Raw genomic sequence first — 20,605 nt, forward strand, 5'->3', positions numbered from 1 at the left:
AGCACGTTGTTGCCGCTGTTGCCGATCAGCACGTTGTTCAGGGCGTTGCCGGTGGCGTCGAGCTGGTCGCTGCCGGTGAGTGTCAGGTTCTCGAGGTTGCTGCCCAGGGTGTAGCTGATCGACGACATAACCGTGTCGATTTCGCTCAGCGAGGTGCCGGTTTCCACCACCACGTCACCCACGTTATCCACAACGTAAACGTCATTGCCTGCACCGCCAATCATGACGTCTTGGCCGGCACCACCATCGAGAACGTTACCCAGCGCATTGCCGATAAGCTCATCGTTAAAAGCCGAACCGGTGGCATTTTCGATTTTGGTGCCAAAGGCGATCGCCAGCCCGTCATTGACCAGTTGCAGGTTCGGGATGTCGACGAATGCCTTGCCGATGTTGCTGAACTCACCCTCATTCAGGTTCAGTCTGACAGCCGCCTGCTGGTTGCTGGCATCGATCGTATCGTTTCCGCCGGCATCCCAGATGGTTTCGAATACTGATTGGTCGGGTGCCCAGCGATAGACGTTGTCACCGGTTTGCCAAAGCATGTTGGCGCCGTAAATTTTCTGGATAGCGAGAATATCCAGCAGCATCGGTGTCGTCGGCTGATAGGAGTACGCATTGTTGTAGCTCATGATCGTGTAATGCGTATCATCGAGCAGGGGCGAGATCAGCGTACTGTTGGATTGGCTCGACTCGAATGGATGTTTGAGGCCCAGGGCATGACCGATTTCATGCACGAACGTCATGAAGTCGTAAGTGCCTTTGACGGGGGTAGGGTTGTTCGTATCCGGGCTGATCCATACATCCCCGGCCAGCGGTGTCCGGTCGGGGAAGTAGGCCCAGGCAGCGGCGTCGTCGTCCATGTCCCAATAGCCGCCGAATCGCAAGTCGCCCACAGTGTTGATGTTGTCACTGACCAGAGTGAACTTGACGTTAGCCACGGCGCTCCAGGCGCCAAGCGCACCGGTCACGGCGTTTTGTTGAGCCGATGTCAGAGCGAAGCTGTTCAGGAATTCATTTTTTAAGCTGTATTTGGCAGAGAAATACGATTGGCCGGGGGTGACGAAACTATAGGTCAGCCTTGTCGCGAAGATGTCTGCGCCGAAGTCAGGGCTCAGCCAGGAGGTGCCATAGATCAGGCTGTCGACTTGTTGGTTACCGGTTAGAACAGATGGCTTTGTTAAAATGTAACCAAGAGGAGACGACATTCTAAATATCCTGAGAAGGCTGCGACCGTCCTGTATGTGGCCGCTACAAGGACGCGATTTTGCACCAGAGTCAGCGTCAATTGATATTACATGGCCACTATTTTTTTAATAATGGCGTCAAAAAACTGGCCAGTAAATCTGTGTCGACGTGCGCCAGTGAGTCTTGAGGAATGCGCGCTGGTATCCTGTTCGAAATCGACTTATCAGGGCCTCCCGTGAACGCTCCGACCCCCACCCTCATCCGCGAAACCTTCCCCGTCGGCCCTTTGCAGTGCAATTGCACAATCATCGGCGACCCCATCACCAAAAAAGCCATCGTCGTCGACCCAGGCGGCAATCACGAGCTGATCCTGGCGCGGCTCGACGCCCTGGGCCTGAAGGTGGTCAGCATCATTCACACCCACGCACACCTCGATCACTTCCTCGCCTCCGGTCAGTTGAAGGAGAAAACCGGCGCGACCCTGCACCTGCATAAAGAAGATCAATTTCTCTGGGACAACCTGGAGATGCAGTGCCAGATGTTCGGTGTGCCTTACACCCCGGTGCCATCGCCGGATCGCTGGTTGGCCGATGATGAAGAGTTGGCGTGCGGGTGTGGCGTGGCGTTGCACACGCCGGGTCATACGCCGGGTTCCATGAGCTTTTGGTTTTCAGAGGCTAAGCTGCTGATTGCCGGTGACACGCTGTTCAAGCGTGGGGTAGGGCGCACGGATTTGTGGGGTGGTGATCAGGCAACACTCGTGCGATCGATCAAGCAGCGGTTGTATACCCTCGACGAAGAGGCAACCGTGGTGGCCGGGCATGGCCCGGACACCTGTCTGGGCGATGAAATGCGCGGTAACCCCTTTGTAAGAGCTTGAAGGGCTCTGACGGAATTTTTGTCATTGCCAGTGATCCAACGCCCGCAAAGGTTCATTGCTTAAGTCCGTTGCACCACAGAATGCAAAAAAAGTAGGAGCTCCTCCATGTTCACCTCGCGTCGTTTGATCGTTGTCGCTACTGCAGTGGCTCTGTTGTCCGGTTGTGCATCGCCGAACCCTTATGACAACCAGGGTCAGGCCGATGGCAGCTCCACGGGCATGAGCAATACCGCCAAATACGGTGGCCTCGGCGCCCTGGCCGGTGCGCTGGCCGGTGCTGCCATCAGTCACGATAACCGTGGCAAGGGCGCGCTGATTGGCGCCGCCGTGGTGGGTGCTTCTGCTGCCGGTTACGGTTACTACGCCGACCAGCAAGAGAAAAAGCTGCGCGCCAGCATGGCCAACACCGGGGTTGAGGTGCAGCGCCAGGGCGATCAGATCAAGCTGATCATGCCGGGCAACATCACGTTCGCCACCGATTCGGCGAACATTGCCTCAAGCTTCTACCAGCCGCTGAACAACCTGGCGGGCTCGCTCAAGGAGTTCAACCAGAACCAGATCGAGATCGTCGGCTACACCGACAGCACCGGCAGCCGCCAGCACAACATGGACCTGTCCCAGCGTCGCGCCCAGAGCGTGGCGACTTACCTGACCTCACAGGGTGTCAGCGGCGCCAACCTGTCGGCACGTGGTGCCGGGCCGGATAACCCGATTGCCAGCAACGGTGATGCCAATGGCCGGGCACAGAACCGCCGCGTCGAGGTCAACCTGAAGGCGATTCCGGGCCAGCAATACGGCGGCCAGCAACAGCAAGGCACTGTCCAGCAGTACCCATGAGAGGCTGACCTCTCCCTGAAATGAAAATGCCCGATCCTTAAAGGATCGGGCATTTTTTTGTGTCGCTTGTTCAGGCGATGAAAAATTCAGAATAAAAAAGCCCTCGGACAATCACTCGTCCGAGGGCTTTTTGTGTCGCGCGAAACCTGATTACTTCTTCAGGCCGTAATGCTCATCGAGCATGCCCGGCGCGTTCGGGGCTTTGGGAGCGTAATCGCGAGGCGGTTCCTGATCGCGCGGTGGCGTCAGGCGTTCCCGTGGAGCCTGCACCGCGTCAGCGTGCAGGGCAGCCAGCAAGCGTTGGCGAGTCTGCTCGTCCAGGGCCAGGCGGTTGGCACCCTCGGCGAGATGATCCTGCACTTCCTGATAGCTCTGAGTCAGTTTCTTGACCAGGGATGCAGTGCTGTTGAAGTGGGTGACCACTTCGTTCTGATACTTGTCAAAACGTTCCTGAATATCATCCAGCTGACGTTGCGTGCTGCTCGGAGCGGCATTCGGCACCAGGCGAGCGATCAGGAATCCAATGGCGACACCCACAACCAGGGCAAGAGTCGGCAACAACCAAACTAAGAGCGAGTGTTCCACGAGTCCTTCCTCTATAAACGGCTTTGCTTTACGTTAACGGCTCGAACCTGCGCTGTATACCGCGATTCACTCGCAATAGATTGGCACAGACAATTTGCTAGACGAGTCGACCCGATTCGAGGTCACGGAGTTCCTTCCTTGCTTATGCGCGAAACCCCTGTAGTGATTGATGGCCCGGTGGGTCAGTTGGAAGCCCTGTATCTGGAAAACATGAGCCCGGACAATGAGCAGCCCCGCGGCCTGGCGCTGATCTGCCATCCGAACCCGGTGCAGGGCGGCACGATGCTCAACAAAGTCGTCTCGACCCTGCAGCGCACCGCGCGGGACGCCGGTTTGATTACCTTGCGTTTCAACTACCGTGGCGTCGGTGCCAGTGAAGGCTCGCACGACATGGGCTCCGGCGAAGTCGACGATGCCCAGGCAGCGGCCGAGTGGCTGCGGGCCAAACATCCTGAATTACCTTTGACCCTGTTCGGCTTCTCCTTCGGCGGTTTTGTTGCAGCCAGTCTCGGCGGACGGCTGGAGGCCAAGGGTGAGCAGATCAAGCATCTGTTCATGGTCGCGCCTGCGGTCATGCGTCTGGGCGATCAGGATCAACTGCCGCACCAAGGTACATTGACCCTGATCCAGCCGGAAACCGACGAAGTGATCGATCCGCAACTCGTTTACGATTGGTCCGACGCACTCGATCGCCCCCATGAGCTGCTGAAAGTGGCAGAATGCGGACACTTTTTTCATGGCAAGCTGACCGATCTCAAGGATCTGATCCTGCCGCGTCTTTCGAATTGATTGCAGTCTGACAAGCGATTACCCATGACGACTCGTACCCGTATCCTCACCGGCATCACCACCACCGGCACGCCGCACCTGGGCAATTACGCGGGGGCTATCCGCCCGGCGATTCTTGCCAGCCGCGATAGCAATGCCGATTCGTTCTACTTCCTGGCCGACTACCACGCCCTGATCAAATGCGATGACCCGCTGCGCATCCAGCGCTCGCGTCTGGAAATCGCCGCGACCTGGCTGGCCGGTGGCCTGGACGTGGACCGGGTGACGTTCTATCGCCAGTCCGACATCCCGGAAATCCCGGAGCTGACCTGGCTGCTGACCTGCGTGGCCGCCAAGGGCTTGCTCAACCGCGCCCACGCCTACAAGGCGTCGGTGGACAAGAACGTCGAGAATGGCGAAGACCCGGATGCGGGCATCACCATGGGCCTGTACAGCTACCCGGTGCTGATGGCCGCGGACATCCTGATGTTCAACGCCCACAAGGTGCCGGTCGGTCGTGACCAGATCCAGCACGTGGAAATGGCCCGTGACATCGGCCAGCGCTTCAACCACTTGTTCGGCCAGGGCAAGGAGTTCTTCACCATGCCCGAAGCGCTGATCGAGGAAAGCGTCGCCACGCTGCCAGGCCTCGACGGTCGCAAGATGTCGAAGAGCTACGACAACACCATTCCGTTGTTCAGCAGCGCCAAAGAGATGAAAGACGCGATTTCGCGGATCGTGACCGACTCCCGTGCCCCGGGCGAAGCCAAAGATCCGGACAACTCGCACCTGTTCACCTTGTTCCAGGCTTTCGCTACACCGGCACAAGCCGACGAGTTCCGCAGCGAATTGCTCCAGGGCCTGGGTTGGGGCGAGGCGAAGAATCGCCTGTTCCAGTTGCTGGACAACGAGTTGGGCGAGTCCCGCGAGCGTTATCACCAACTGATCGAGCGTCCGGCGGATCTGGAAGACATCCTGCAACACGGCGCGAAAAAGGCCCGTGCAGTGGCCACGCCGTTCCTCAACGAGTTGCGTGAAGCGGTCGGCCTGCGTTCTTTCGTCGCCCAGACTCAAGTCGCTGCCACCACCAAGAAGAAAGCCGCGAAAGCCGCGCGTTTTGTCAGCTTCCGTGAAGACGATGGCAGTTTCCGCTTCCGTCTGCTGGCAGCCGATGGTGAGCAGCTGCTGCTGTCGCGGCACTTCGCCGATGGCAAAACCGCAGGTCAGGTGACCAAACAACTGCAATCCGGCCAGCCATTGGACGTGCGCAGTGAAGACCTGAACTTCAGCGTCTGGCTGGAAGGCGAGTGCGTGGCCGACAGCCCGGCCTTCGCCGACAGTGCTGCTCGCGATGCTGCCATCGGCGCATTGCGGGTTGCACTGACACCGGTTCAGGAATAAACAACGGTTCGGTCCGACCAAGGGTCGATTGCCATTCCCACGGGCCGTCGCTACAGTGACGGCCCGTTTTTGTTGCCTTGCTAACGAATTATGACGCCCCTAGAACGATACCAAGCTGATCTGAAACGCCCGGAATTCTTCCACGATGCTGCGCAGGAAACGGCAGTGCGTCATTTGCAGCGCCTGTACGACGATCTGGTCGCGGCCTCGCAGAACAAACCGGGCCTGCTCGGCAAACTGTTTGGCAAGAAGGACCAGGCGCCGGTCAAAGGCCTGTACTTCTGGGGTGGCGTGGGTCGCGGCAAGACTTACCTGGTCGACACCTTCTTTGAAGCGCTGCCGTTCAAGGAAAAGACCCGTACTCACTTCCACCGCTTCATGAAGCGCGTGCACGAAGAGATGAAGACTCTGGGCGGCGAGAAAAACCCGCTGACGATCATCGCCAAGCGCTTTTCCGACGAAACGCGAGTGATCTGTTTCGACGAATTCTTCGTCTCCGACATCACCGACGCCATGATCCTTGGCACGCTGATGGAAGAACTGTTCAAGAACGGCGTGACCCTGGTCGCGACCTCGAACATCGTGCCGGACGGTCTGTACAAGGACGGCCTGCAACGTGCGCGCTTCTTGCCGGCCATTGCGCTGATCAAGCAGAACACCGAAATCGTCAACGTCGACAGCGGCGTCGATTACCGTCTGCGTCACCTCGAGCAAGCGGAACTGTTCCACTTCCCGCTGGACGAAGCCGCCCAGGAAAGCCTGCGCAAGAGTTTCCGGGCCCTGACGCCGGAATGCACGGCTGCCGTCGAGAACGACGTGCTGATGATCGAGAACCGTGAAATCCGCGCCGTGCGCACTTGCGATGACGTGGCTTGGTTCGACTTCCGCGAACTGTGCGACGGCCCGCGCAGCCAGAACGACTACATCGAACTGGGCAAGATCTTCCATGCCGTGTTGCTCAGCGGCGTCGAGCAGATGAGCGTCACCACCGACGACATCGCCCGACGTTTTATCAACATGGTCGACGAGTTCTACGACCGCAACGTGAAGCTGATCATCTCCGCCGAAGTCGAGCTTAAAGACCTCTACACCGGCGGTCGCCTGACCTTCGAGTTCCAGCGCACGCTTAGCCGCTTGCTGGAAATGCAGTCTCACGAATTCCTGTCCCGGGCGCACAAGCCGTAGGACATTTCGGAAAATAAAAAGGGCCTGCATTGCAGGCCCTTTTTTATGCGCGCTGAAGAGCCAATCTGGATTGGTGTCCAGCCCTTAAGCTGCTTGTTGAAACTGCTGTCGATACTGATTCGGCGACAACTCCGTATGCTGGCGGAACAGTCGGGCGAAGAAGCTCGCATCGTCGTATCCGACTTCATAGCTGATGGTCTTGATGCTCTTGCGGCTGCCGGACAACAAGCCCTTGGCGGTCTCGATGCGCAGGCGTTGCAGGTAATGCAGCGGTTTATCGCCGGTGGCGGTCTGGAAGCGTCGCATGAAGTTGCGGATGCTCATGCCGTGTTCGCGGGCCACGTCTTCGAAGCGGAATTTATCGGCGAAGTGTTCTTCGAGCCAATGCTGGATCTGCAGGATGATCACATCCTGGTGCAGTTTTTGCCCGCCGAAACCGATCCGCCCCGGCGCATAGCTGCGTTGTACTTCGTAGAGAATGTCGCGAGCCACGGCCTGGGCCACGTTGGCACCGCAAAAGCGCTCGATCAGGTAAATGTAGAGGTCGCAGGCCGAGGTGGTGCCGCCGGCGCAATACAGGTTGTCGGCGTCGGTCAGGTGTTTGTCCTGATTGAGATGAACCTGCGGGAAGCGCTCAGCGAAAGCATTGAAGAAGCGCCAGTACGTGGTCGCTTCCTTGCCGTTGAGCAGTCCGGCTTCGGCGAGCCAGAACACCCCCGTGGCCTCGCCACACAGCACTGCCCCGCGGGCGTGTTGTTCGCGCAGCCACGGCAGGACCTGTGGATAACGTTTGCAGAGCGTGTCGAAATCGTCCCAGAAGGCGGGGAGGATGATGACGTCGGCATTTTCCAGGCCGCCGTCCACCGGCATGATCACGTCGCTGAAGCTGTTCACCGGTTTGCCGTCGGGGCTGACCAGCCGGGTTTCGAACGCCGGTGTCAGGCCGTGGCCCAGTTGTTTGCCATAGCGCAGGCTGGCCAGATGGAAGAAATCCTTGGCTTGCATGAGGGTGGAAGCGAAAACCCGGTCGATAGCCAGGATGCTGACGCGCCGCAAGGGCTTGGAGGCTTGGTTAGACATAATTCAACTTTATTCTTATAGGGGAAAGTGGTCACCAGACGGCTGGATCGTCTTATTTTTTGTCGGATGTGTCCAGTGTCCTGTATCGGAAGCGAGGCTTAGTCTCTGAAGATCAATTCCGTCTGACAATAACGACAGGTGACGCATGATCCCCAGAACCTTGTTCAGCCCCGAGCACGAACTTTTTCGCGACAGCGTGCGAACGTTCCTCGAAAAAGAGGCCGTGCCGTTCCATGGGCAATGGGAGAAACAAGGCTATATCGACCGCAATCTCTGGAACAAGGCGGGGGAGGCGGGGATGCTCTGTTCGCATCTGCCGGAAGAATACGGCGGGCTGGGGGCAGACTTTCTCTATAGCGCAGTGGTGATCGAGGAGGTCGGTCGTCTGGGGCTGACCGGGATCGGATTTTCTCTTCATTCGGACATTGTTGCGCCTTATATCCTGCATTACGGCAGTGAGGCGCTGAAACACAAATACCTGCCCAAGCTGGTGTCTGGCGAGATGGTCACTGCGATCGCCATGACCGAGCCGGGTGCTGGCTCCGACCTGCAGGGGGTGAAGACTACCGCGGTGCTGGAGGGCGACGAATACGTGATCAACGGTTCGAAGACTTTCATCACCAACGGCTTTCTGGCTGACCTGGTGATCGTCGTGGCCAAGACTGATCCGAAAGCGGGGGCGAAGGGCACCAGTCTGTTTCTGGTGGAGGCCAACACGCCGGGTTTCGCCAAGGGCAAGCGCCTGGAAAAGGTCGGCATGAAGGCTCAAGATACCTCGGAGCTGTTCTTCCAGGACGTTCGGGTGCCCAAGGAAAACCTGTTGGGCCAAGCGGGGATGGGCTTCGCTTACCTGATGCAGGAATTACCGCAGGAGCGCTTGACGGTCGCGGTGGGAGGCTTGGCGTCAGCCGAAGCGGCGTTGCAGTGGACGCTGGATTACACCCGTGAGCGCAAGGCTTTCGGCAAGGCCATCGCCGACTTCCAGAACACCCGCTTCAAGCTCGCTGAAATGGCGACCGAGATCCAGATCGGCCGGGTTTTCGTCGATCGCTGCCTGGAACTGCATCTGCAAGGCAAGCTCGACGTGCCGACGGCGGCGATGGCCAAGTACTGGGGCACCGACCTGCAATGCAAGGTGCTCGACGAATGCGTGCAGTTGCATGGCGGTTACGGATTCATGTGGGAATACCCGATCGCCCGGGCATGGGCGGATGCGCGGGTGCAGCGGATTTATGCCGGGACCAATGAAATCATGAAGGAGATTATTGCGCGGTCGCTGTAATGCAGCGTGATCGTTCCCATGCTCTGCGTGGGAATGCCGCCATGGACGCTCTGCGTCCGCTTCGGAAGTGACGCGGAGCGTCACGGGATGCATTCCCACGCAGAGCGTGGGAACGATCGTCGACGTAAGTTACGGCGCAGGATTCGGCTGATCCTGGTGAATCGCCTCAATGCCTGCCAGCACTTCATCCGACAGCTTCAAATTGATGCTGGCAATGTTGCTGTCCAGTTGCTCAAGCGTGGTGGCGCCAATGATGTTGCTGGTCACGAATGGCTGTTGTGTGACGAATGCCAGCGCCATCTGCGCCGGGTCCAGGCCGTGTTGACGGGCCAGTGCCACGTAACGACTGCACGCTGCTTCCGACTGTGGGTTGAAATAGCGGCTGAAGCGGCTGTAGAGGCTCAGGCGACCTTTGGGCGGACGCGCGCCACCTTCGTACTTGCCCGACAGAAAGCCGAACGCCAGTGGCGAGTAGGCCAGCAAGCCACATTGTTCGCGGATGGCAATTTCCGCCAGGCCGACTTCGAAGCTGCGATTGAGCAGGTTGTAGGGGTTCTGGATGGATACCGCGCGGGGCCAGCCACGGGCTTCGGCGAGGGCAAGGAAGCGCATGGTGCCCCACGGGGTTTCGTTGGACAGGCCGATGTGGCGGATCTTGCCAGCCTTGACCTGTTCGTCCAGCGCTTCGAGGGTGTCCTCCAGTGGCGTCAGATTGGCTTCGATCTTGTGTTTGTAACCGAGCTGGCCAAAGAAATTGGTACTGCGTTCCGGCCAGTGCAGTTGATAGAGGTCGATGTAATCGGTCTGCAAGCGCTTGAGGCTGGCGTCCACGGCTTCGCTGATGTGTTGGCGGTTGTGCCGCAGGTTTTTGTCGCGAATGTAGTCGATGGTGTTGCCGGGGCCGGCGATCTTGCTCGCCAGGATCCAGTCGGCGCGATCGCCGCGACTTTTGAAGTAGTTGCCGATGTAGCGTTCGGTGGTGGCGTAGGTTTCGGCCTTGGGCGGCACCGGGTACATCTCGGCGGTGTCGATGAAATTGATCCCGGCGCCCTTGGCGCGTTCGATCTGGGCGAAGGCTTCAGTCTCACTGTTTTGCTCGCCCCAGGTCATGGTGCCGAGGCAGATGGCGCTCACGTTCAGATCGGTACGGCCTAGCTGGCGATAGTCCATCGGGTGCTCCTTGGGCAAAACAATCATAAAAGCAGGTTGAAATATTTTTCGCAATCTGCATAATTGCGCACCTCTTTCTGCAGTGGAAGTGATGCGCCGCCGCCGAAGAATCTTGCCGTTGAACGGACGCGCCGACCCGAGCCCCCGAAAGCGTCTGTATCCGGCTGCCTTTGACTTGTCAAAGTACGCACTATTCAGTAAGATCCGCCGTCTAATTTACAGGGCGGCCCCTGAGGCTATAAAGAATGAAAACTTTTACTGCTAAACCGGAAACAGTAAAGCGCGACTGGTTTGTCGTCGACGCTGCTGGTCAGACCCTGGGTCGTCTGGCCACTGAAATCGCGAGCCGTCTGCGTGGCAAGCACAAGGCTGAGTACACTCCTCACGTTGACACTGGCGACTACATCGTCGTAATCAACGCTGAGCAAGTACGTGTTACTGGCGCTAAAACCACTGACAAAATGTACTACTCCCACTCCGGTTTCCCGGGCGGCATCAAGTCGATCAACTTCGAAAAGCTGATCGCTAAAGCCCCTGAGCGCGTGATCGAGACCGCGGTCAAAGGCATGCTGCCTAAGAACCCGCTGGGTCGCGACATGTATCGTAAGCTGAAAGTCTATGCGGGCGCTGCTCACCCTCATACTGCTCAGCAGCCCCAAGAACTGAAGTTTTAACGGAATAGTTCATTATGTCGGCGACTCAAAATTACGGCACTGGCCGTCGCAAGACTGCAACCGCACGCGTTTTCCTGCGTCCGGGCACTGGTAACATCTCCATCAACAACCGTTCGCTGGATAATTTCTTCGGCCGCGAAACTGCCCGCATGGTAGTTCGTCAGCCGCTGGAATTGACTGAGACTGTCGAGAAGTTCGACATCTACGTCACCGTGATCGGCGGTGGTGTAAGTGGTCAAGCTGGCGCAATCCGCCACGGTATCACTCGCGCTCTGATGGACTACGACGAAACTCTGCGCTCTGCTCTGCGCAAAGCTGGCTTCGTAACCCGCGATGCACGTGAAGTTGAACGTAAGAAAGTCGGTCTGCGTAAAGCGCGTAAGCGTCCGCAGTACTCGAAGCGTTAATTCGCTTTCACGTTCAAAAAGAACGCCCAGTTTCCTTGCGAAGCTGGGCGTTTTTTTATGGGCGCTATTTATCAACGAATTGCGCTGTGACAACTTGCCACATCCGCAGAGGCCCTATACTACAAGGCTTGGCAGTGGAGCCCTTCGGTAATTACCTTGTCAGAATTGGGGCTTTTCATTACCATTCGGCAAAATTTTTATAAGTTCAGATTTTTACTTAGTAGACGCCTGATTTAACAGGCCACAAAGCTGATGGGAGAGGACTGAATGAGCAATGACGGCGTGAATGCAGGCCGGCGTCGCTTCTTGGTAGCAGCCACATCCGTGGTGGGTGCTGCAGGAGCGGTGGGGGCTGCGGTCCCGTTCGTGGGGTCATGGTTTCCCAGTGCCAAGGCGAAAGCCGCAGGTGCACCGGTGAAAGTGAATGTCAGCAAAATCGAGCCAGGCCAGCAAATGATTGCTGAGTGGCGCGGCCAGCCGGTGTTCATCGTCCGCCGTACCGAGGAAATCCTGGGGAATCTGAAAAAGATTGAGGGCCAGCTGTCTGACCCCGCCTCCAAGAGCTCGACGCAACCGACCTATGTCGACCCGCAGACGCGTTCGATCAAGCCAGAAGTCCTGCTGCTGATCGGTATCTGCACTCACCTGGGGTGCTCGCCGACCTTCCGTCCGGAAGTGGCACCTGCCGATCTGGGCAAGGATTGGGTCGGGGGCTACTTCTGCCCTTGCCACGGTTCCCACTACGATTTGGCTGGCCGCGTCTACAAGTCGCAACCCGCGCCTTTGAACCTGCCAGTTCCCCCGCATTCCTATGAGACCGATGACATCATTGTCGTTGGCGTCGATACGGAGAAAGCGTGATGAGCAAGTTCATGGATTGGGTTGATGCGCGCTTTCCCGCGACCAAAATGTGGGAAGACCATCTCAGTAAGTATTACGCCCCGAAGAACTTCAACTTCTTCTATTTCTTTGGCTCCCTGGCGCTGCTCGTTCTGGTCAACCAGATCGTTACCGGTGTCTGGCTGACCATGAGCTATACCCCGTCGGCGGAAGAAGCATTCGCTTCCGTCGAATACATCATGCGCGACGTCGAGTACGGCTCGATCCTGCGTCTGCTGCACTCCACTGGCGCTTCGGCGTTCTTCATCGTGGTTTATCTGCACATGTTCCGTGGCCTGCTCTACGGTTCGTACCAGAAGCCGCGTGAGCTGGTGTGGGTGTTCGGCATGCTGATCTACCTGGCGCTGATGGCTGAAGCCTTCATGGGTTACCTGCTGCCGTGGGGCCAGATGTCCTACTGGGGCGCCCAGGTGATCATCTCGCTGTTCGGTGCGATCCCGGTCATCGGAAACGACCTGACCCAGTGGATCCGTGGTGACTACCTGATTTCCGGTATTACCCTGAACCGTTTCTTCGCCTTGCATGTGGTTGCCTTGCCGATCGTGATCCTTGGCCTGGTGGTGCTGCACATTCTGGCGTTGCACGAAGTGGGTTCGAACAACCCGGACGGCGTGGACATCAAGAAACACAAAGACGAAAACGGCGTACCGCTGGACGGCATTGCTTTCCATCCGTACTACACCGTGAAAGATATCGTCGGCGTGGTGGTGTTCCTGTTCATCTTCTGCGCGATCGTGTTCTTCTTCCCGGAAATGGGCGGCTACTTCCTCGAGAAGCCGAACTTTGAAGTGGCGAACGCCTTCAAGACCCCTGAGCACATCGCTCCGGTCTGGTACTTCACGCCGTTCTACGCGATTCTGCGGGCAGTTCCGGACAAGCTCCTGGGTGTTGTTGCCATGGGTGCTTCGATTGCCTTGCTGTTCGTCCTGCCCTGGCTTGACCGTAGCCCGGTCAAGTCCATGCGCTACAAGGGCTGGCTGAGCAAGATCTGGCTCTGGGTATTCTGCATCTCCTTCGTGATTCTTGGCTGGCTGGGCGTCATGGCGCCTACCCCGGAACGTACGTTGCTGTCGCAGGTTTGTACCTTCCTGTACTTCGCCTACTTCATTCTGATGCCGTTCTACACCAGGCTCGAGAAGACCAAACCGGTTCCGGAAAGGGTGACTGGCTGATGAAAAAACTATTTGCTGTACTGATTCTTGCTGCTCTGCCAGCACTGTCCTTCGCGGCCGAACACGGCGGCCCAGAGCTGGAAAAAGTCGACATCGACGTTTCCGACAAGGCTGCCATGCAGGATGGCGCACGTACGTTCGCCAACTATTGCATGGGCTGCCACAGTGCCAAGTTCCAGCGCTACGAGCGTGTCGCCGATGACCTGGGCATTCCTCACGAGCTGATGCTCGAGAAGCTGGTGTTCACTGGCGCCAAGATCGGCGACCACATGAGCATCGGCATGCAGCCGGCTGACGCCAAGACCTGGTTTGGTGCGGCGCCACCCGACCTGACACTGGTGGCTCGCGTTCGTGGCACGGATTGGCTCTATGGCTACCTGCGTTCGTTCTATGAAGACCCGTCGCGTCCATGGGGCGTGAACAACAAGGTGTTCCCGAACGTCGGCATGCCTAACGTTCTGGTCGGCTTGCAGGGTCGCCAGGTGGTAGGCTGTAAACAGGTTCAAGTCGTCGATGACGGCAAGAAGCAGTTCGATCCGCTGACCGGCACCGCTTTGACTCATGAAGCCTGCGATCAACTGACCGTATTGCCGAAAACCGGCACGCTGACCGAAGAGCAGTTCAACGAGAAGGTCAAGAATCTGGTGACCTTCCTGGCCTACTCGGCCAACCCGGTGAAGCTGCAGCATCAGCGCATCGGTACCTATGTGTTGCTGTACCTGGCGTTCTTCTTCGTATTCGCTTACTTGCTCAAGCGTGAATACTGGAAAGACGTCCATTGATAACGTTGTAAGCCATTGCTGTTAATCGCACGCGCCCAGGGGCGTCTCTGAAGGTGTAACGAGTCTGGTGATCCAGGCGTTACGGGAGGCGCCCTCTGGGCGCGCGTGTTTTTCCGTTTTCGATAATTTCAACAAGCGAGGAGGACCGCCATGGGCGTGACCAATCGGTTGGCCTGTTACTCCGACCCCGCCGACCACTATTCCCACCGAGTGCGCATCGTACTTGCAGAGAAGGGTGTCAGCGCCGAGATCATTTACGTGGAGGCTGGTCGTCAGCCGCCTAAACTGATTGAAGTGAACCCTTACGGAAGCCTGCCCACCCTGGTCGATCGTGACCTGGCGTTGTGGGAGTCGACCGTGGTGATGGAATATCTGGATGAGCGTTACCCGCATCCGCCACTACTGCCGGTTTATCCTGTGGCGCGTGCCAACAGCCGTCTGCTGATTCATCGCATTCAGCGTGACTGGTGTGGCCTGGTGGATCTGATTCTGGATTCGCGGACCAAGGAAGCAGCTCGCGTGGTGGCTCGTAAAGAGCTGCGCGAAAGCCTGACAGGCGTGTCGCCGCTATTCGCCGACAAGCCGTTTTTCCTCAGTGAGGAACAAAGTCTGGTGGATTGCTGCCTACTACCAATACTCTGGCGATTGCCGATTTTGGGTATAGAACTGCCGCGGCCTGCCAAGCCGCTGCTTGATTACATGGAGCGCCAGTTTGCGCGTGAGGCTTTCCAGGCGAGTCTGTCTGGTGTCGAACGCGATATGCGCTAAGGCTTAAGGAGCCGCTATGAACTCCAGTCGACCTTATCTGGTCCGCGCGCTCTACGAGTGGATTGTGGACAACGATTGCACCCCGCACATGCTGGTCAATTCCGAGTATCCGTCGGTGCAGGTGCCTCAGGGTTTTGCCAGTGACGGGCAGATTGTCCTGAACGTATCCCCGGCAGCCGTGCGTCATTTGCACATGGATAACGAGGCGGTCAGTTTCGAGGGGCGCTTCGGTGGCGTGCCACACACCCTGTACGTGCCTATCGCGTCGATCCTGGGCATTTACGCTCGGGAGAACGGCCAGGGCATGGTGTTCGATATGGAATCGCCGCTAGAGGACGAGGAAGACATCGAGCCGGATGATGATATCCCGCCACCCGACAGCGAGCCGCCGCGTCCCAGCGGTCGACCCAGTTTGAAGGTGGTGAAGTAATAAAAAAGGCGATCCGCAAGGATCGCCTTTTTTATTACTGTAGGAGCCAGGCTTGCCGGCGAAGGCGATCTCAAGGATGCCATCGCGTAAGCAAGTATCAGTCGATGTACTCAAACAGCTTCACAATCTTCTGCACGCCAGAAACGCCTTGCACCAGATTGGTCGCCTGCGCCGCTTCCTGCTTGGTCAGCAGGCCGAGCAGATAAACGATGCCGTTCTCGGTCACAACCTTGATGCGCGAGCCCGGGATGGAGGGATCGGTGAGCATCTGAGTCTTGATCTTGGTGGTCAGCCAGGTGTCGTTCTGGCGTGCCAGCAGCGAGGAGGGCTGCAGCACTTGCAGTTCGTTGTGCACCTTCTTCACGCGCTGAACGGAGGCGGCGACCTGTTCGGCCTTGGCCTTGAGGTCGGCGCGCGGGGTTTGCCCGGCGAGCAACACAACACCGTTGAAGCTGGTTACGACGATGTGCGAATCGTTGTCCAGGGCCGGATCGGCCTTGGCGATGTTCACGCCGACCTTGGTGTCGATCAGAGAATCGTCGATCTTGCTGCCGAAGGTGCGCGTACCGCGGTCATCTTCGATCGGCGCTTCACGGCTGGCGTTAACCACTGATGTGCAGCCGCTGATGCCGAGGCACAGGGTCAAGGCCAGAAGGCTTAGGCGATTAGGGGTCATTCTTCACTCCCGAACAGTTGGCTGTCGATCAGATCGCAAAGGCAATGGATCGCCAGCAGGTGGACTTCCTGAATACGTGCAGTGACATTGGCCGGTACGCGAATCTCGACGTCTTCAGGCAATAGCAGCGATGCCATGCCGCCGCCATCGCGACCCGTCAATGCTACGACAATCATTTCGCGATCATGTGCGGCCTGGATCGCTTGAATAATGTTCGCCGAGTTGCCGCTGGTGGAAATCGCCAGCAATACGTCGCCCGGCTGGCCGAGGGCGCGGATCTGTTTGGAGAAGATTTCGTTGTAGCTGTAATCGTTGGCAATCGAGGTGATCGTCGAGCTGTCGGTGGTCAGCGCAATGGCTGGCAGGCTCGGACGTTCACGCTCGAAGCGATTGAGCAGCTCGGACGAAAAGTGCTGTGCATCGCCGGCGGAGCCACCGTTGCCGCACGAAAGCATTTTGCCCTCGTTGAGCAGGGCGTTGACCATCACCTGGCTGGCTTGCTCGATGTGCGGTGCAAGTACGTCCATCGCCATTTGCTTGGTGTCGATACTGGCCTGAAAAAGCTGGCGAATTCGGGATTGCATGTCCATCTGTGTGACCTTAATTAGCGCGGCTACTTGGCACATGAAAGTGCAGCCCGCAAAGCAAAGAGCAAAAGTGTTGGGTGTAGGTGTCCGGTTCGGGGCGCAAGCGATCAGCAGTCGAAGGCATTTTGCATCCAGTTCAACTGATCGAGGCTGCTGTCGATGGCAACCACGTCGAAGCGGCAGGGGGAATCGGCCCAACGCGACTCGCGCTGAAGAAAATACTGCGCGGCGAAAATCAGTTTCTGCCGTTTGCGCTCATCGATGCTATCGAGCGCGCCACCCCATTGGGTGTTTTTTCTGTAGCGGACTTCGACGAATACTACTGTATCGCCATCAAGCATGACCAGATCAAGCTCGCCGCGTTTACATAACCAGTTCTGCGCCAGCAGGCGCAGACCTTGTTGCTGAAGATGCTCGAGCGCATGGCGCTCGGCATCCTTACCGCTTTGCTGGCGTGACCTGTCGGGCATCAGTGCGAGGTGTCCGGCAGGCGTTGAACCTGACCGTTGACGAACTCTGCCCATGGCAACTGACGCACGACCCGTTGATTCTGAGTCATGCCCAGGCTGCCCGATTGACCTTCGATGCGGCTGTCCGGCAAGGCCTTGAGTTGCCCCAGGCGTGGTGCCAGGCGATAGGCGTCAACGCCCATCGCGTATAGACGGCCCAGGCTGCCAGCGGCTTGTGGCCATTGTGCGGTGACCTGTTTGCGCAGCGGGTCGTTGGCATCCAGCAGCCATGGGGTTTCGCAGAAGCGAATACCGTTCATGTCGTTGTACTGGTTCTGGTCGCCGCTGGCGCTGAACACGTGGGAGGTGGCGTAAACCGGCACGTCACCCGCGTACTGGAAGTTCAGGGTCGGTTTGATCTGTTGAGCCTGTTGCGGCGTCGCGGCCAGGAAGATGAACTCGATGTCCTGACGACGCGAAGGCTGGGCGGCTACCTGTGAGCCAACGGTGTTTTGCAGGCTCTTGGCGCGGCCTTCGCTCTGACGCAGCTGGAACATGTCGGCAATTTGCTGGGCCAGTTGCACCGGTTGGTCGACGCGCTCGGTCGCGACAATGCTGCCGCCGTTGGCTTGCCAATCCTGGCTGAATGCTCTGAGTACGCGGTCACCCCATTCGCCTTTCGGCACCATGATGGCGGCACGATGCAGGCCATCGGCGCGCGCACGACGGGATACTTCGCGGGCTTCGTCTTCAGCGGCAAGGCCGAATTGGAACAGCTGGGGCGGACCTTGTTCGCCTTCGCTGTAGTTCAGCGCCAGGGTGGTGATCGGTAGTTGCGGGCGAGCGCTGAGCTGTTTGACCAGCGGTTTTTCCAGCGGCCCGACCACCAATTGCACGCCGTCGGCCTGGGCCTTGCGATAGAACTCGTCAAGGGAGGTCAGGCGCGAGCTGTCATAGAACTCGACGGCTGGCGGCTTCTGCCCGGCTTGTTGCGCCTGGTAGTGTGCGGCCATGAAACCTTCGCGCAATGCTTTGCCGACCGAGGCCAGCGGGCCGTCTTGCGGCAGCAGCAGGGCAATCTTGCTCAGGGGCTGGCTGGCCAGATCCTTGAGTTTGGTCAATGGCAGCGGCAGCTGGATGGCGGCCGGGTGCTTTGGATTGTTCGCGCGCCAGTTGTCGATCGCGGCTTGCTGCTGTTCCAGGGTGCCGGCTGTTTTCACTGCCCGGGCCAGGCTCAGCCAGCCGCCGAGGTCGTCGTCGGTGGTCGGCTGCAATTGATCGGTCGGCAGTGAAGCGATCAGGGTCCAGATCGCTTCGTGGTTTTTGCTCGCAGCTTGATCGCTCAGCATGGGGGCGATGAAAATGCGCTCCCGTGCGGCGGCCAGGGTCTGACCGTCGGCCTCAAGGGCGCGGGCATGGACGGTGCCGGTGCGAACCTGTTGTTCGGCTGGCAGTTCGCTCAGGCGTTGCAGGCTCGGATGGCTCAGGGCCGTCAGCGCCGCTTTGGGCTGATTGCGCACCATGGCCAATTCAGCCGCCAGGGTGCTGGCGAAGACCTGTTGGCCAGGCTTGAGTTGTTCCATCGGTACTTGTTGCAGAATTTGCGCGGATTGGCCGGCATTGCCCTGACGATAAGCCAGGTCTGCCGCGCTCAAGCGCAGCAAGGCTGCCTTGTCCGGCGTTTTACTTTGAGTGGCCTGTTCGAGCAGTTGCTCGACACTGGCATCCGGGGTCCGTGGAAGTTCGCCAAGGCTGGAGGAGGGCGAGCTGGCGCAAGCCGCCAGCAAGGCAGCGAGGCAGAGGGCAGAGAACAGCCGCAGGCAAGCGATCATGTAAGTGTTCCTGATACTCGATCAAATAAGCGTGGAATTGTACCCAAGCGCTGGCCGGGGCGCGATGTTACTGGCGTGAATCGATCAATTTAGCTCATGCAAATGTTGCGACACTGCACAAAAGGCTGGAAAACCGAGGGTTGCTTGCAGGTATCGCGAATGTCGCTACGCGCTACAATGGCGGCTTTTACCGATTATGAGGTGTGCGCTTTGACTGCTCCAGGTGCTTTGAATTCCGCTGCTGGCTCGCTTTATGTGGTGGCGACGCCCATCGGCAACCTGGACGACATCAGTGCGCGTGCGCTGAAGATCCTGCGCGAGGTTTCGTTGATTGCTGCCGAAGACACTCGCCATTCCCAGCGATTGATGCAGCACTTCGGTATCCCCACGCCGCTGGCGGCCTGCCATGAACACAATGAGAGGGATGAAGGCAGTCGCTTTATCACTCGCTTGCTCGCTGGCGACGATGTGGCATTGATCTCCGATGCCGGGACACCGCTGATTTCCGATCCGGGTTATCACCTGGTGCGTCAGGCCCGTGCCGCAGGGATCAATGTGGTGCCGGTTCCGGGGGCCTGTGCATTGATTGCGGCGCTCTCGGCGGCGGGGTTGCCATCGGACCGTTTCATCTTCGAAGGGTTTCTACCGGCCAAGGCTGTCGGCCGACGCGCTCGCCTGGAACTGATAAAAGAAGAGCCGCGCACGCTGATCTTTTATGAAGCTCCACACCGCATCCTTGAATGCCTGCAAGACATGGAGCTGGTATTCGGCGCCGATCGTCCGGCATTGCTGGCGCGCGAGTTGACCAAGACCTTCGAAACCCTTAAAGGCTTGCCGCTGGCCGAGCTGCGCGAGTTCGTCGAATCGGACAGCAACCAGCAGCGCGGCGAGTGCGTAGTGCTGGTCGCTGGCTGGTCTGCTCCCGAGACTGAGGACGCTGTCAGCAGCGAAGCCATGCGTATTCTCAATCTGCTGCTTGAAGAAATGCCGCTCAAGCGTGCGGCGGCATTGGCGGCGCAAATTACTGGCGAGCGCAAGAATGTGCTCTATCAGGTTGCGCTGGATAAGCAGAAGGGCGAGTAAAAAAGCGACGCGCAGCGCCGGCCAGAGGCTTTTAGAGCTTGTTCTTCGACCGCTCTGCCGTTAATCTTCGCGGCGGAGAGTCGATCGGACAGTCGCTGCCCTCTATGAAAATTAGGGGGGGGAGGAAAGTCCGGGCTCCATAGGGCGAAGTGCCAGGTAATGCCTGGGAGGCGTGAGCCTACGGAAAGTGCCACAGAAAATAACCGCCTAAGCGCTTCGGCGCCGGTAAGGGTGAAAAGGTGCGGTAAGAGCGCACCGCACGTCTGGCAACAGTTCGTGGCTAGGTAAACCCCACTTGGAGCAAGACCAAATAGGGTCCCAAGGCGTGGCCCGCGCTGGGACCGGGTAGGTTGCTAAAGATGTCCAGTGATGGCCATCGTAGACGAATGACTGTTCAAGACAGAACCCGGCTTACAGATCGACTCTCCACCTTTTTTTCTCTCTGCTTCAATCATTGGCAGCGATATGCGTA

General features: G+C 58.3%; 22 protein-coding genes and 1 other RNA gene. 15 read left to right on the top strand and 8 right to left on the bottom strand.

Annotated elements, in window-relative coordinates:
* A partial coding sequence (locus tag F475_RS28120; RefSeq protein ID WP_146602960.1) for a M10 family metallopeptidase occupies positions 1 to 1,205 on the bottom strand: 1,205 nt, incomplete at its 3' end.
* A 170-nt stretch (positions 1,206 to 1,375) separates the two neighbouring features.
* Between F475_RS28120 and F475_RS28125 the strand changes: the two genes are divergently transcribed.
* Both F475_RS28125 and F475_RS28130 read left to right on the top strand, forming a co-directional pair.
* A complete protein-coding gene (locus F475_RS28125) occupies positions 1,376 to 2,065 on the top strand; it encodes an MBL fold metallo-hydrolase (protein WP_086946162.1) in 690 nt (229 codons plus the stop codon).
* Between the two features lie 105 nt (positions 2,066 to 2,170).
* Positions 2,171 to 2,902, top strand: a complete 732-nt coding sequence (locus F475_RS28130; protein ID WP_064616197.1) for an OmpA family protein — start codon at positions 2,171 to 2,173, stop codon at positions 2,900 to 2,902.
* A 150-nt stretch (positions 2,903 to 3,052) separates the two neighbouring features.
* Here the strand turns inward: F475_RS28130 and F475_RS28135 are convergent, their stop codons facing one another.
* Entirely contained in the window at positions 3,053 to 3,487 is a 435-nt protein-coding gene (locus F475_RS28135; RefSeq protein WP_018930114.1) for a YhcB family protein, read from the bottom strand.
* Positions 3,488 to 3,631: 144 nt separating this feature from the next.
* Between F475_RS28135 and F475_RS28140 the strand changes: the two genes are divergently transcribed.
* The 3 genes from F475_RS28140 (at position 3,632) to zapE (ending at position 6,841) form a co-directional block, all read left to right on the top strand.
* Positions 3,632 to 4,276 (top strand): alpha/beta hydrolase, encoded by a 645-nt coding sequence (locus F475_RS28140; RefSeq protein ID WP_019582363.1) that lies wholly within the window; start codon positions 3,632 to 3,634, stop codon positions 4,274 to 4,276.
* A 24-nt stretch (positions 4,277 to 4,300) separates the two neighbouring features.
* A complete protein-coding gene (locus F475_RS28145) occupies positions 4,301 to 5,656 on the top strand; it encodes a tryptophan--tRNA ligase (RefSeq protein WP_111455294.1) in 1,356 nt (451 codons plus the stop codon).
* 90 nt (positions 5,657 to 5,746) lie between these two features.
* Positions 5,747 to 6,841: a cell division protein ZapE gene (gene zapE, locus F475_RS28150; RefSeq protein ID WP_019582361.1), complete on the top strand. Its 1,095-nt coding sequence runs from the start codon at positions 5,747 to 5,749 to the stop codon at positions 6,839 to 6,841.
* Positions 6,842 to 6,925: 84 nt separating this feature from the next.
* Here zapE and F475_RS28155 read toward each other — a convergent pair whose 3' ends face one another.
* Complete coding sequence (locus F475_RS28155; RefSeq protein ID WP_172901249.1) at positions 6,926 to 7,822, bottom strand: GlxA family transcriptional regulator; 897 nt, start codon at positions 7,820 to 7,822, stop codon at positions 6,926 to 6,928.
* Positions 7,823 to 8,066: 244 nt separating this feature from the next.
* Between F475_RS28155 and F475_RS28160 the strand changes: the two genes are divergently transcribed.
* Positions 8,067 to 9,203 carry an acyl-CoA dehydrogenase family protein gene (locus F475_RS28160; protein ID WP_018930117.1) on the top strand — a complete coding sequence of 379 codons (1,137 nt, stop codon included), beginning with the start codon at positions 8,067 to 8,069 and terminating at the stop codon, positions 9,201 to 9,203.
* A gap of 129 nt (positions 9,204 to 9,332) precedes the next feature.
* Here the strand turns inward: F475_RS28160 and F475_RS28165 are convergent, their stop codons facing one another.
* The gene (locus tag F475_RS28165) at positions 9,333 to 10,373 is read right to left on the bottom strand and encodes an NADP(H)-dependent aldo-keto reductase (RefSeq protein WP_111455295.1); all 1,041 of its coding nucleotides are present in this window, start codon (positions 10,371 to 10,373) and stop codon (positions 9,333 to 9,335) included.
* 245 nt (positions 10,374 to 10,618) lie between these two features.
* Here F475_RS28165 and rplM point away from each other — a divergent pair, with 245 nt between their 5' ends.
* The 7 genes from rplM (at position 10,619) to F475_RS28200 (ending at position 15,506) form a co-directional block, all read left to right on the top strand.
* Positions 10,619 to 11,047, top strand: a complete 429-nt coding sequence (gene rplM, locus F475_RS28170; RefSeq protein ID WP_007939824.1) for a 50S ribosomal protein L13 — start codon at positions 10,619 to 10,621, stop codon at positions 11,045 to 11,047.
* 14 nt (positions 11,048 to 11,061) lie between these two features.
* A complete protein-coding gene (rpsI, locus tag F475_RS28175; RefSeq protein WP_003228056.1) occupies positions 11,062 to 11,454 on the top strand; it encodes a 30S ribosomal protein S9 in 393 nt (130 codons plus the stop codon).
* A 267-nt stretch (positions 11,455 to 11,721) separates the two neighbouring features.
* Positions 11,722 to 12,315: a ubiquinol-cytochrome c reductase iron-sulfur subunit gene (petA, locus tag F475_RS28180; RefSeq protein WP_111455296.1), complete on the top strand. Its 594-nt coding sequence runs from the start codon at positions 11,722 to 11,724 to the stop codon at positions 12,313 to 12,315.
* The gene (locus F475_RS28185; RefSeq protein WP_018930119.1) at positions 12,315 to 13,526 is read left to right on the top strand and encodes a cytochrome bc complex cytochrome b subunit; all 1,212 of its coding nucleotides are present in this window, start codon (positions 12,315 to 12,317) and stop codon (positions 13,524 to 13,526) included. Before petA ends, F475_RS28185 begins: the two co-directional genes overlap by 1 nt.
* Positions 13,526 to 14,308: a cytochrome c1 gene (locus F475_RS28190; protein ID WP_018930120.1), complete on the top strand. Its 783-nt coding sequence runs from the start codon at positions 13,526 to 13,528 to the stop codon at positions 14,306 to 14,308. Before F475_RS28185 ends, F475_RS28190 begins: the two co-directional genes overlap by 1 nt.
* 150 nt (positions 14,309 to 14,458) lie before the next feature.
* The gene (locus F475_RS28195; RefSeq protein ID WP_007939828.1) at positions 14,459 to 15,076 is read left to right on the top strand and encodes a glutathione S-transferase N-terminal domain-containing protein; all 618 of its coding nucleotides are present in this window, start codon (positions 14,459 to 14,461) and stop codon (positions 15,074 to 15,076) included.
* 16 nt (positions 15,077 to 15,092) lie between these two features.
* Positions 15,093 to 15,506 carry a ClpXP protease specificity-enhancing factor gene (locus F475_RS28200; protein ID WP_064616201.1) on the top strand — a complete coding sequence of 138 codons (414 nt, stop codon included), beginning with the start codon at positions 15,093 to 15,095 and terminating at the stop codon, positions 15,504 to 15,506.
* Positions 15,507 to 15,603: 97 nt separating this feature from the next.
* Here the strand turns inward: F475_RS28200 and F475_RS28205 are convergent, their stop codons facing one another.
* The 4 genes from F475_RS28205 to F475_RS28220 form a co-directional block, all read right to left on the bottom strand.
* Positions 15,604 to 16,182, bottom strand: a complete 579-nt coding sequence (locus tag F475_RS28205; protein WP_018930122.1) for a BON domain-containing protein — start codon at positions 16,180 to 16,182, stop codon at positions 15,604 to 15,606.
* Complete coding sequence (locus F475_RS28210) at positions 16,179 to 16,772, bottom strand: phosphoheptose isomerase (protein WP_008025961.1); 594 nt, start codon at positions 16,770 to 16,772, stop codon at positions 16,179 to 16,181. Before F475_RS28210 ends, F475_RS28205 begins: the two co-directional genes overlap by 4 nt.
* Before the next feature lie 104 nt (positions 16,773 to 16,876).
* Positions 16,877 to 17,239, bottom strand: a complete 363-nt coding sequence (locus F475_RS28215; RefSeq protein WP_111455297.1) for a YraN family protein — start codon at positions 17,237 to 17,239, stop codon at positions 16,877 to 16,879.
* Complete coding sequence (locus F475_RS28220; protein WP_111455298.1) at positions 17,239 to 19,050, bottom strand: penicillin-binding protein activator; 1,812 nt, start codon at positions 19,048 to 19,050, stop codon at positions 17,239 to 17,241. The genes F475_RS28215 and F475_RS28220 overlap by 1 nt, the downstream gene beginning before the upstream one ends.
* Before the next feature lie 177 nt (positions 19,051 to 19,227).
* Between F475_RS28220 and rsmI the strand changes: the two genes are divergently transcribed.
* The gene (gene rsmI, locus F475_RS28225; protein ID WP_177431141.1) at positions 19,228 to 20,133 is read left to right on the top strand and encodes a 16S rRNA (cytidine(1402)-2'-O)-methyltransferase; all 906 of its coding nucleotides are present in this window, start codon (positions 19,228 to 19,230) and stop codon (positions 20,131 to 20,133) included.
* 76 nt (positions 20,134 to 20,209) lie between these two features.
* Positions 20,210 to 20,563, top strand: an RNA gene (gene rnpB / locus F475_RS28230) — RNase P RNA component class A.
* The last annotated feature ends 42 nt before the right edge of the window (positions 20,564 to 20,605 follow it).

Source organism: Pseudomonas sp. URMO17WK12:I6, from assembly GCF_003253625.1.
Classification (GTDB): Bacteria; Pseudomonadota; Gammaproteobacteria; order Pseudomonadales; family Pseudomonadaceae; genus Aquipseudomonas.

What these genes read in the sequence shown, in the direction of transcription:
- petA (WP_111455296.1), top strand. Translation starts at nt 11,722, where the DNA reads ATGAGCAATGACGGCGTGAATGCAGGCCGGCGTCGCTTCTTGGTAGCA.
- F475_RS28190 (WP_018930120.1), top strand. Translation starts at nt 13,526, where the DNA reads ATGAAAAAACTATTTGCTGTACTGATTCTTGCTGCTCTGCCAGCACTG.
- F475_RS28130 (WP_064616197.1), top strand. Translation starts at nt 2,171, where the DNA reads ATGTTCACCTCGCGTCGTTTGATCGTTGTCGCTACTGCAGTGGCTCTG.
- F475_RS28200 (WP_064616201.1), top strand. Translation starts at nt 15,093, where the DNA reads ATGAACTCCAGTCGACCTTATCTGGTCCGCGCGCTCTACGAGTGGATT.
- F475_RS28165 (WP_111455295.1), bottom strand. Translation starts at nt 10,373, where the DNA reads ATGGACTATCGCCAGCTAGGCCGTACCGATCTGAACGTGAGCGCCATC.
- F475_RS28125 (WP_086946162.1), top strand. Translation starts at nt 1,376, where the DNA reads ATGCGCGCTGGTATCCTGTTCGAAATCGACTTATCAGGGCCTCCCGTG.
- F475_RS28195 (WP_007939828.1), top strand. Translation starts at nt 14,459, where the DNA reads ATGGGCGTGACCAATCGGTTGGCCTGTTACTCCGACCCCGCCGACCAC.
- F475_RS28205 (WP_018930122.1), bottom strand. Translation starts at nt 16,182, where the DNA reads ATGACCCCTAATCGCCTAAGCCTTCTGGCCTTGACCCTGTGCCTCGGC.
- F475_RS28210 (WP_008025961.1), bottom strand. Translation starts at nt 16,772, where the DNA reads ATGGACATGCAATCCCGAATTCGCCAGCTTTTTCAGGCCAGTATCGAC.
- F475_RS28160 (WP_018930117.1), top strand. Translation starts at nt 8,067, where the DNA reads ATGATCCCCAGAACCTTGTTCAGCCCCGAGCACGAACTTTTTCGCGAC.
- F475_RS28140 (WP_019582363.1), top strand. Translation starts at nt 3,632, where the DNA reads ATGCGCGAAACCCCTGTAGTGATTGATGGCCCGGTGGGTCAGTTGGAA.
- zapE (WP_019582361.1), top strand. Translation starts at nt 5,747, where the DNA reads ATGACGCCCCTAGAACGATACCAAGCTGATCTGAAACGCCCGGAATTC.
- F475_RS28215 (WP_111455297.1), bottom strand. Translation starts at nt 17,239, where the DNA reads ATGCCCGACAGGTCACGCCAGCAAAGCGGTAAGGATGCCGAGCGCCAT.
- rpsI (WP_003228056.1), top strand. Translation starts at nt 11,062, where the DNA reads ATGTCGGCGACTCAAAATTACGGCACTGGCCGTCGCAAGACTGCAACC.
- rplM (WP_007939824.1), top strand. Translation starts at nt 10,619, where the DNA reads ATGAAAACTTTTACTGCTAAACCGGAAACAGTAAAGCGCGACTGGTTT.
- F475_RS28145 (WP_111455294.1), top strand. Translation starts at nt 4,301, where the DNA reads ATGACGACTCGTACCCGTATCCTCACCGGCATCACCACCACCGGCACG.
- rsmI (WP_177431141.1), top strand. Translation starts at nt 19,228, where the DNA reads ATGGCGGCTTTTACCGATTATGAGGTGTGCGCTTTGACTGCTCCAGGT.
- F475_RS28185 (WP_018930119.1), top strand. Translation starts at nt 12,315, where the DNA reads ATGAGCAAGTTCATGGATTGGGTTGATGCGCGCTTTCCCGCGACCAAA.
- F475_RS28220 (WP_111455298.1), bottom strand. Translation starts at nt 19,050, where the DNA reads ATGATCGCTTGCCTGCGGCTGTTCTCTGCCCTCTGCCTCGCTGCCTTG.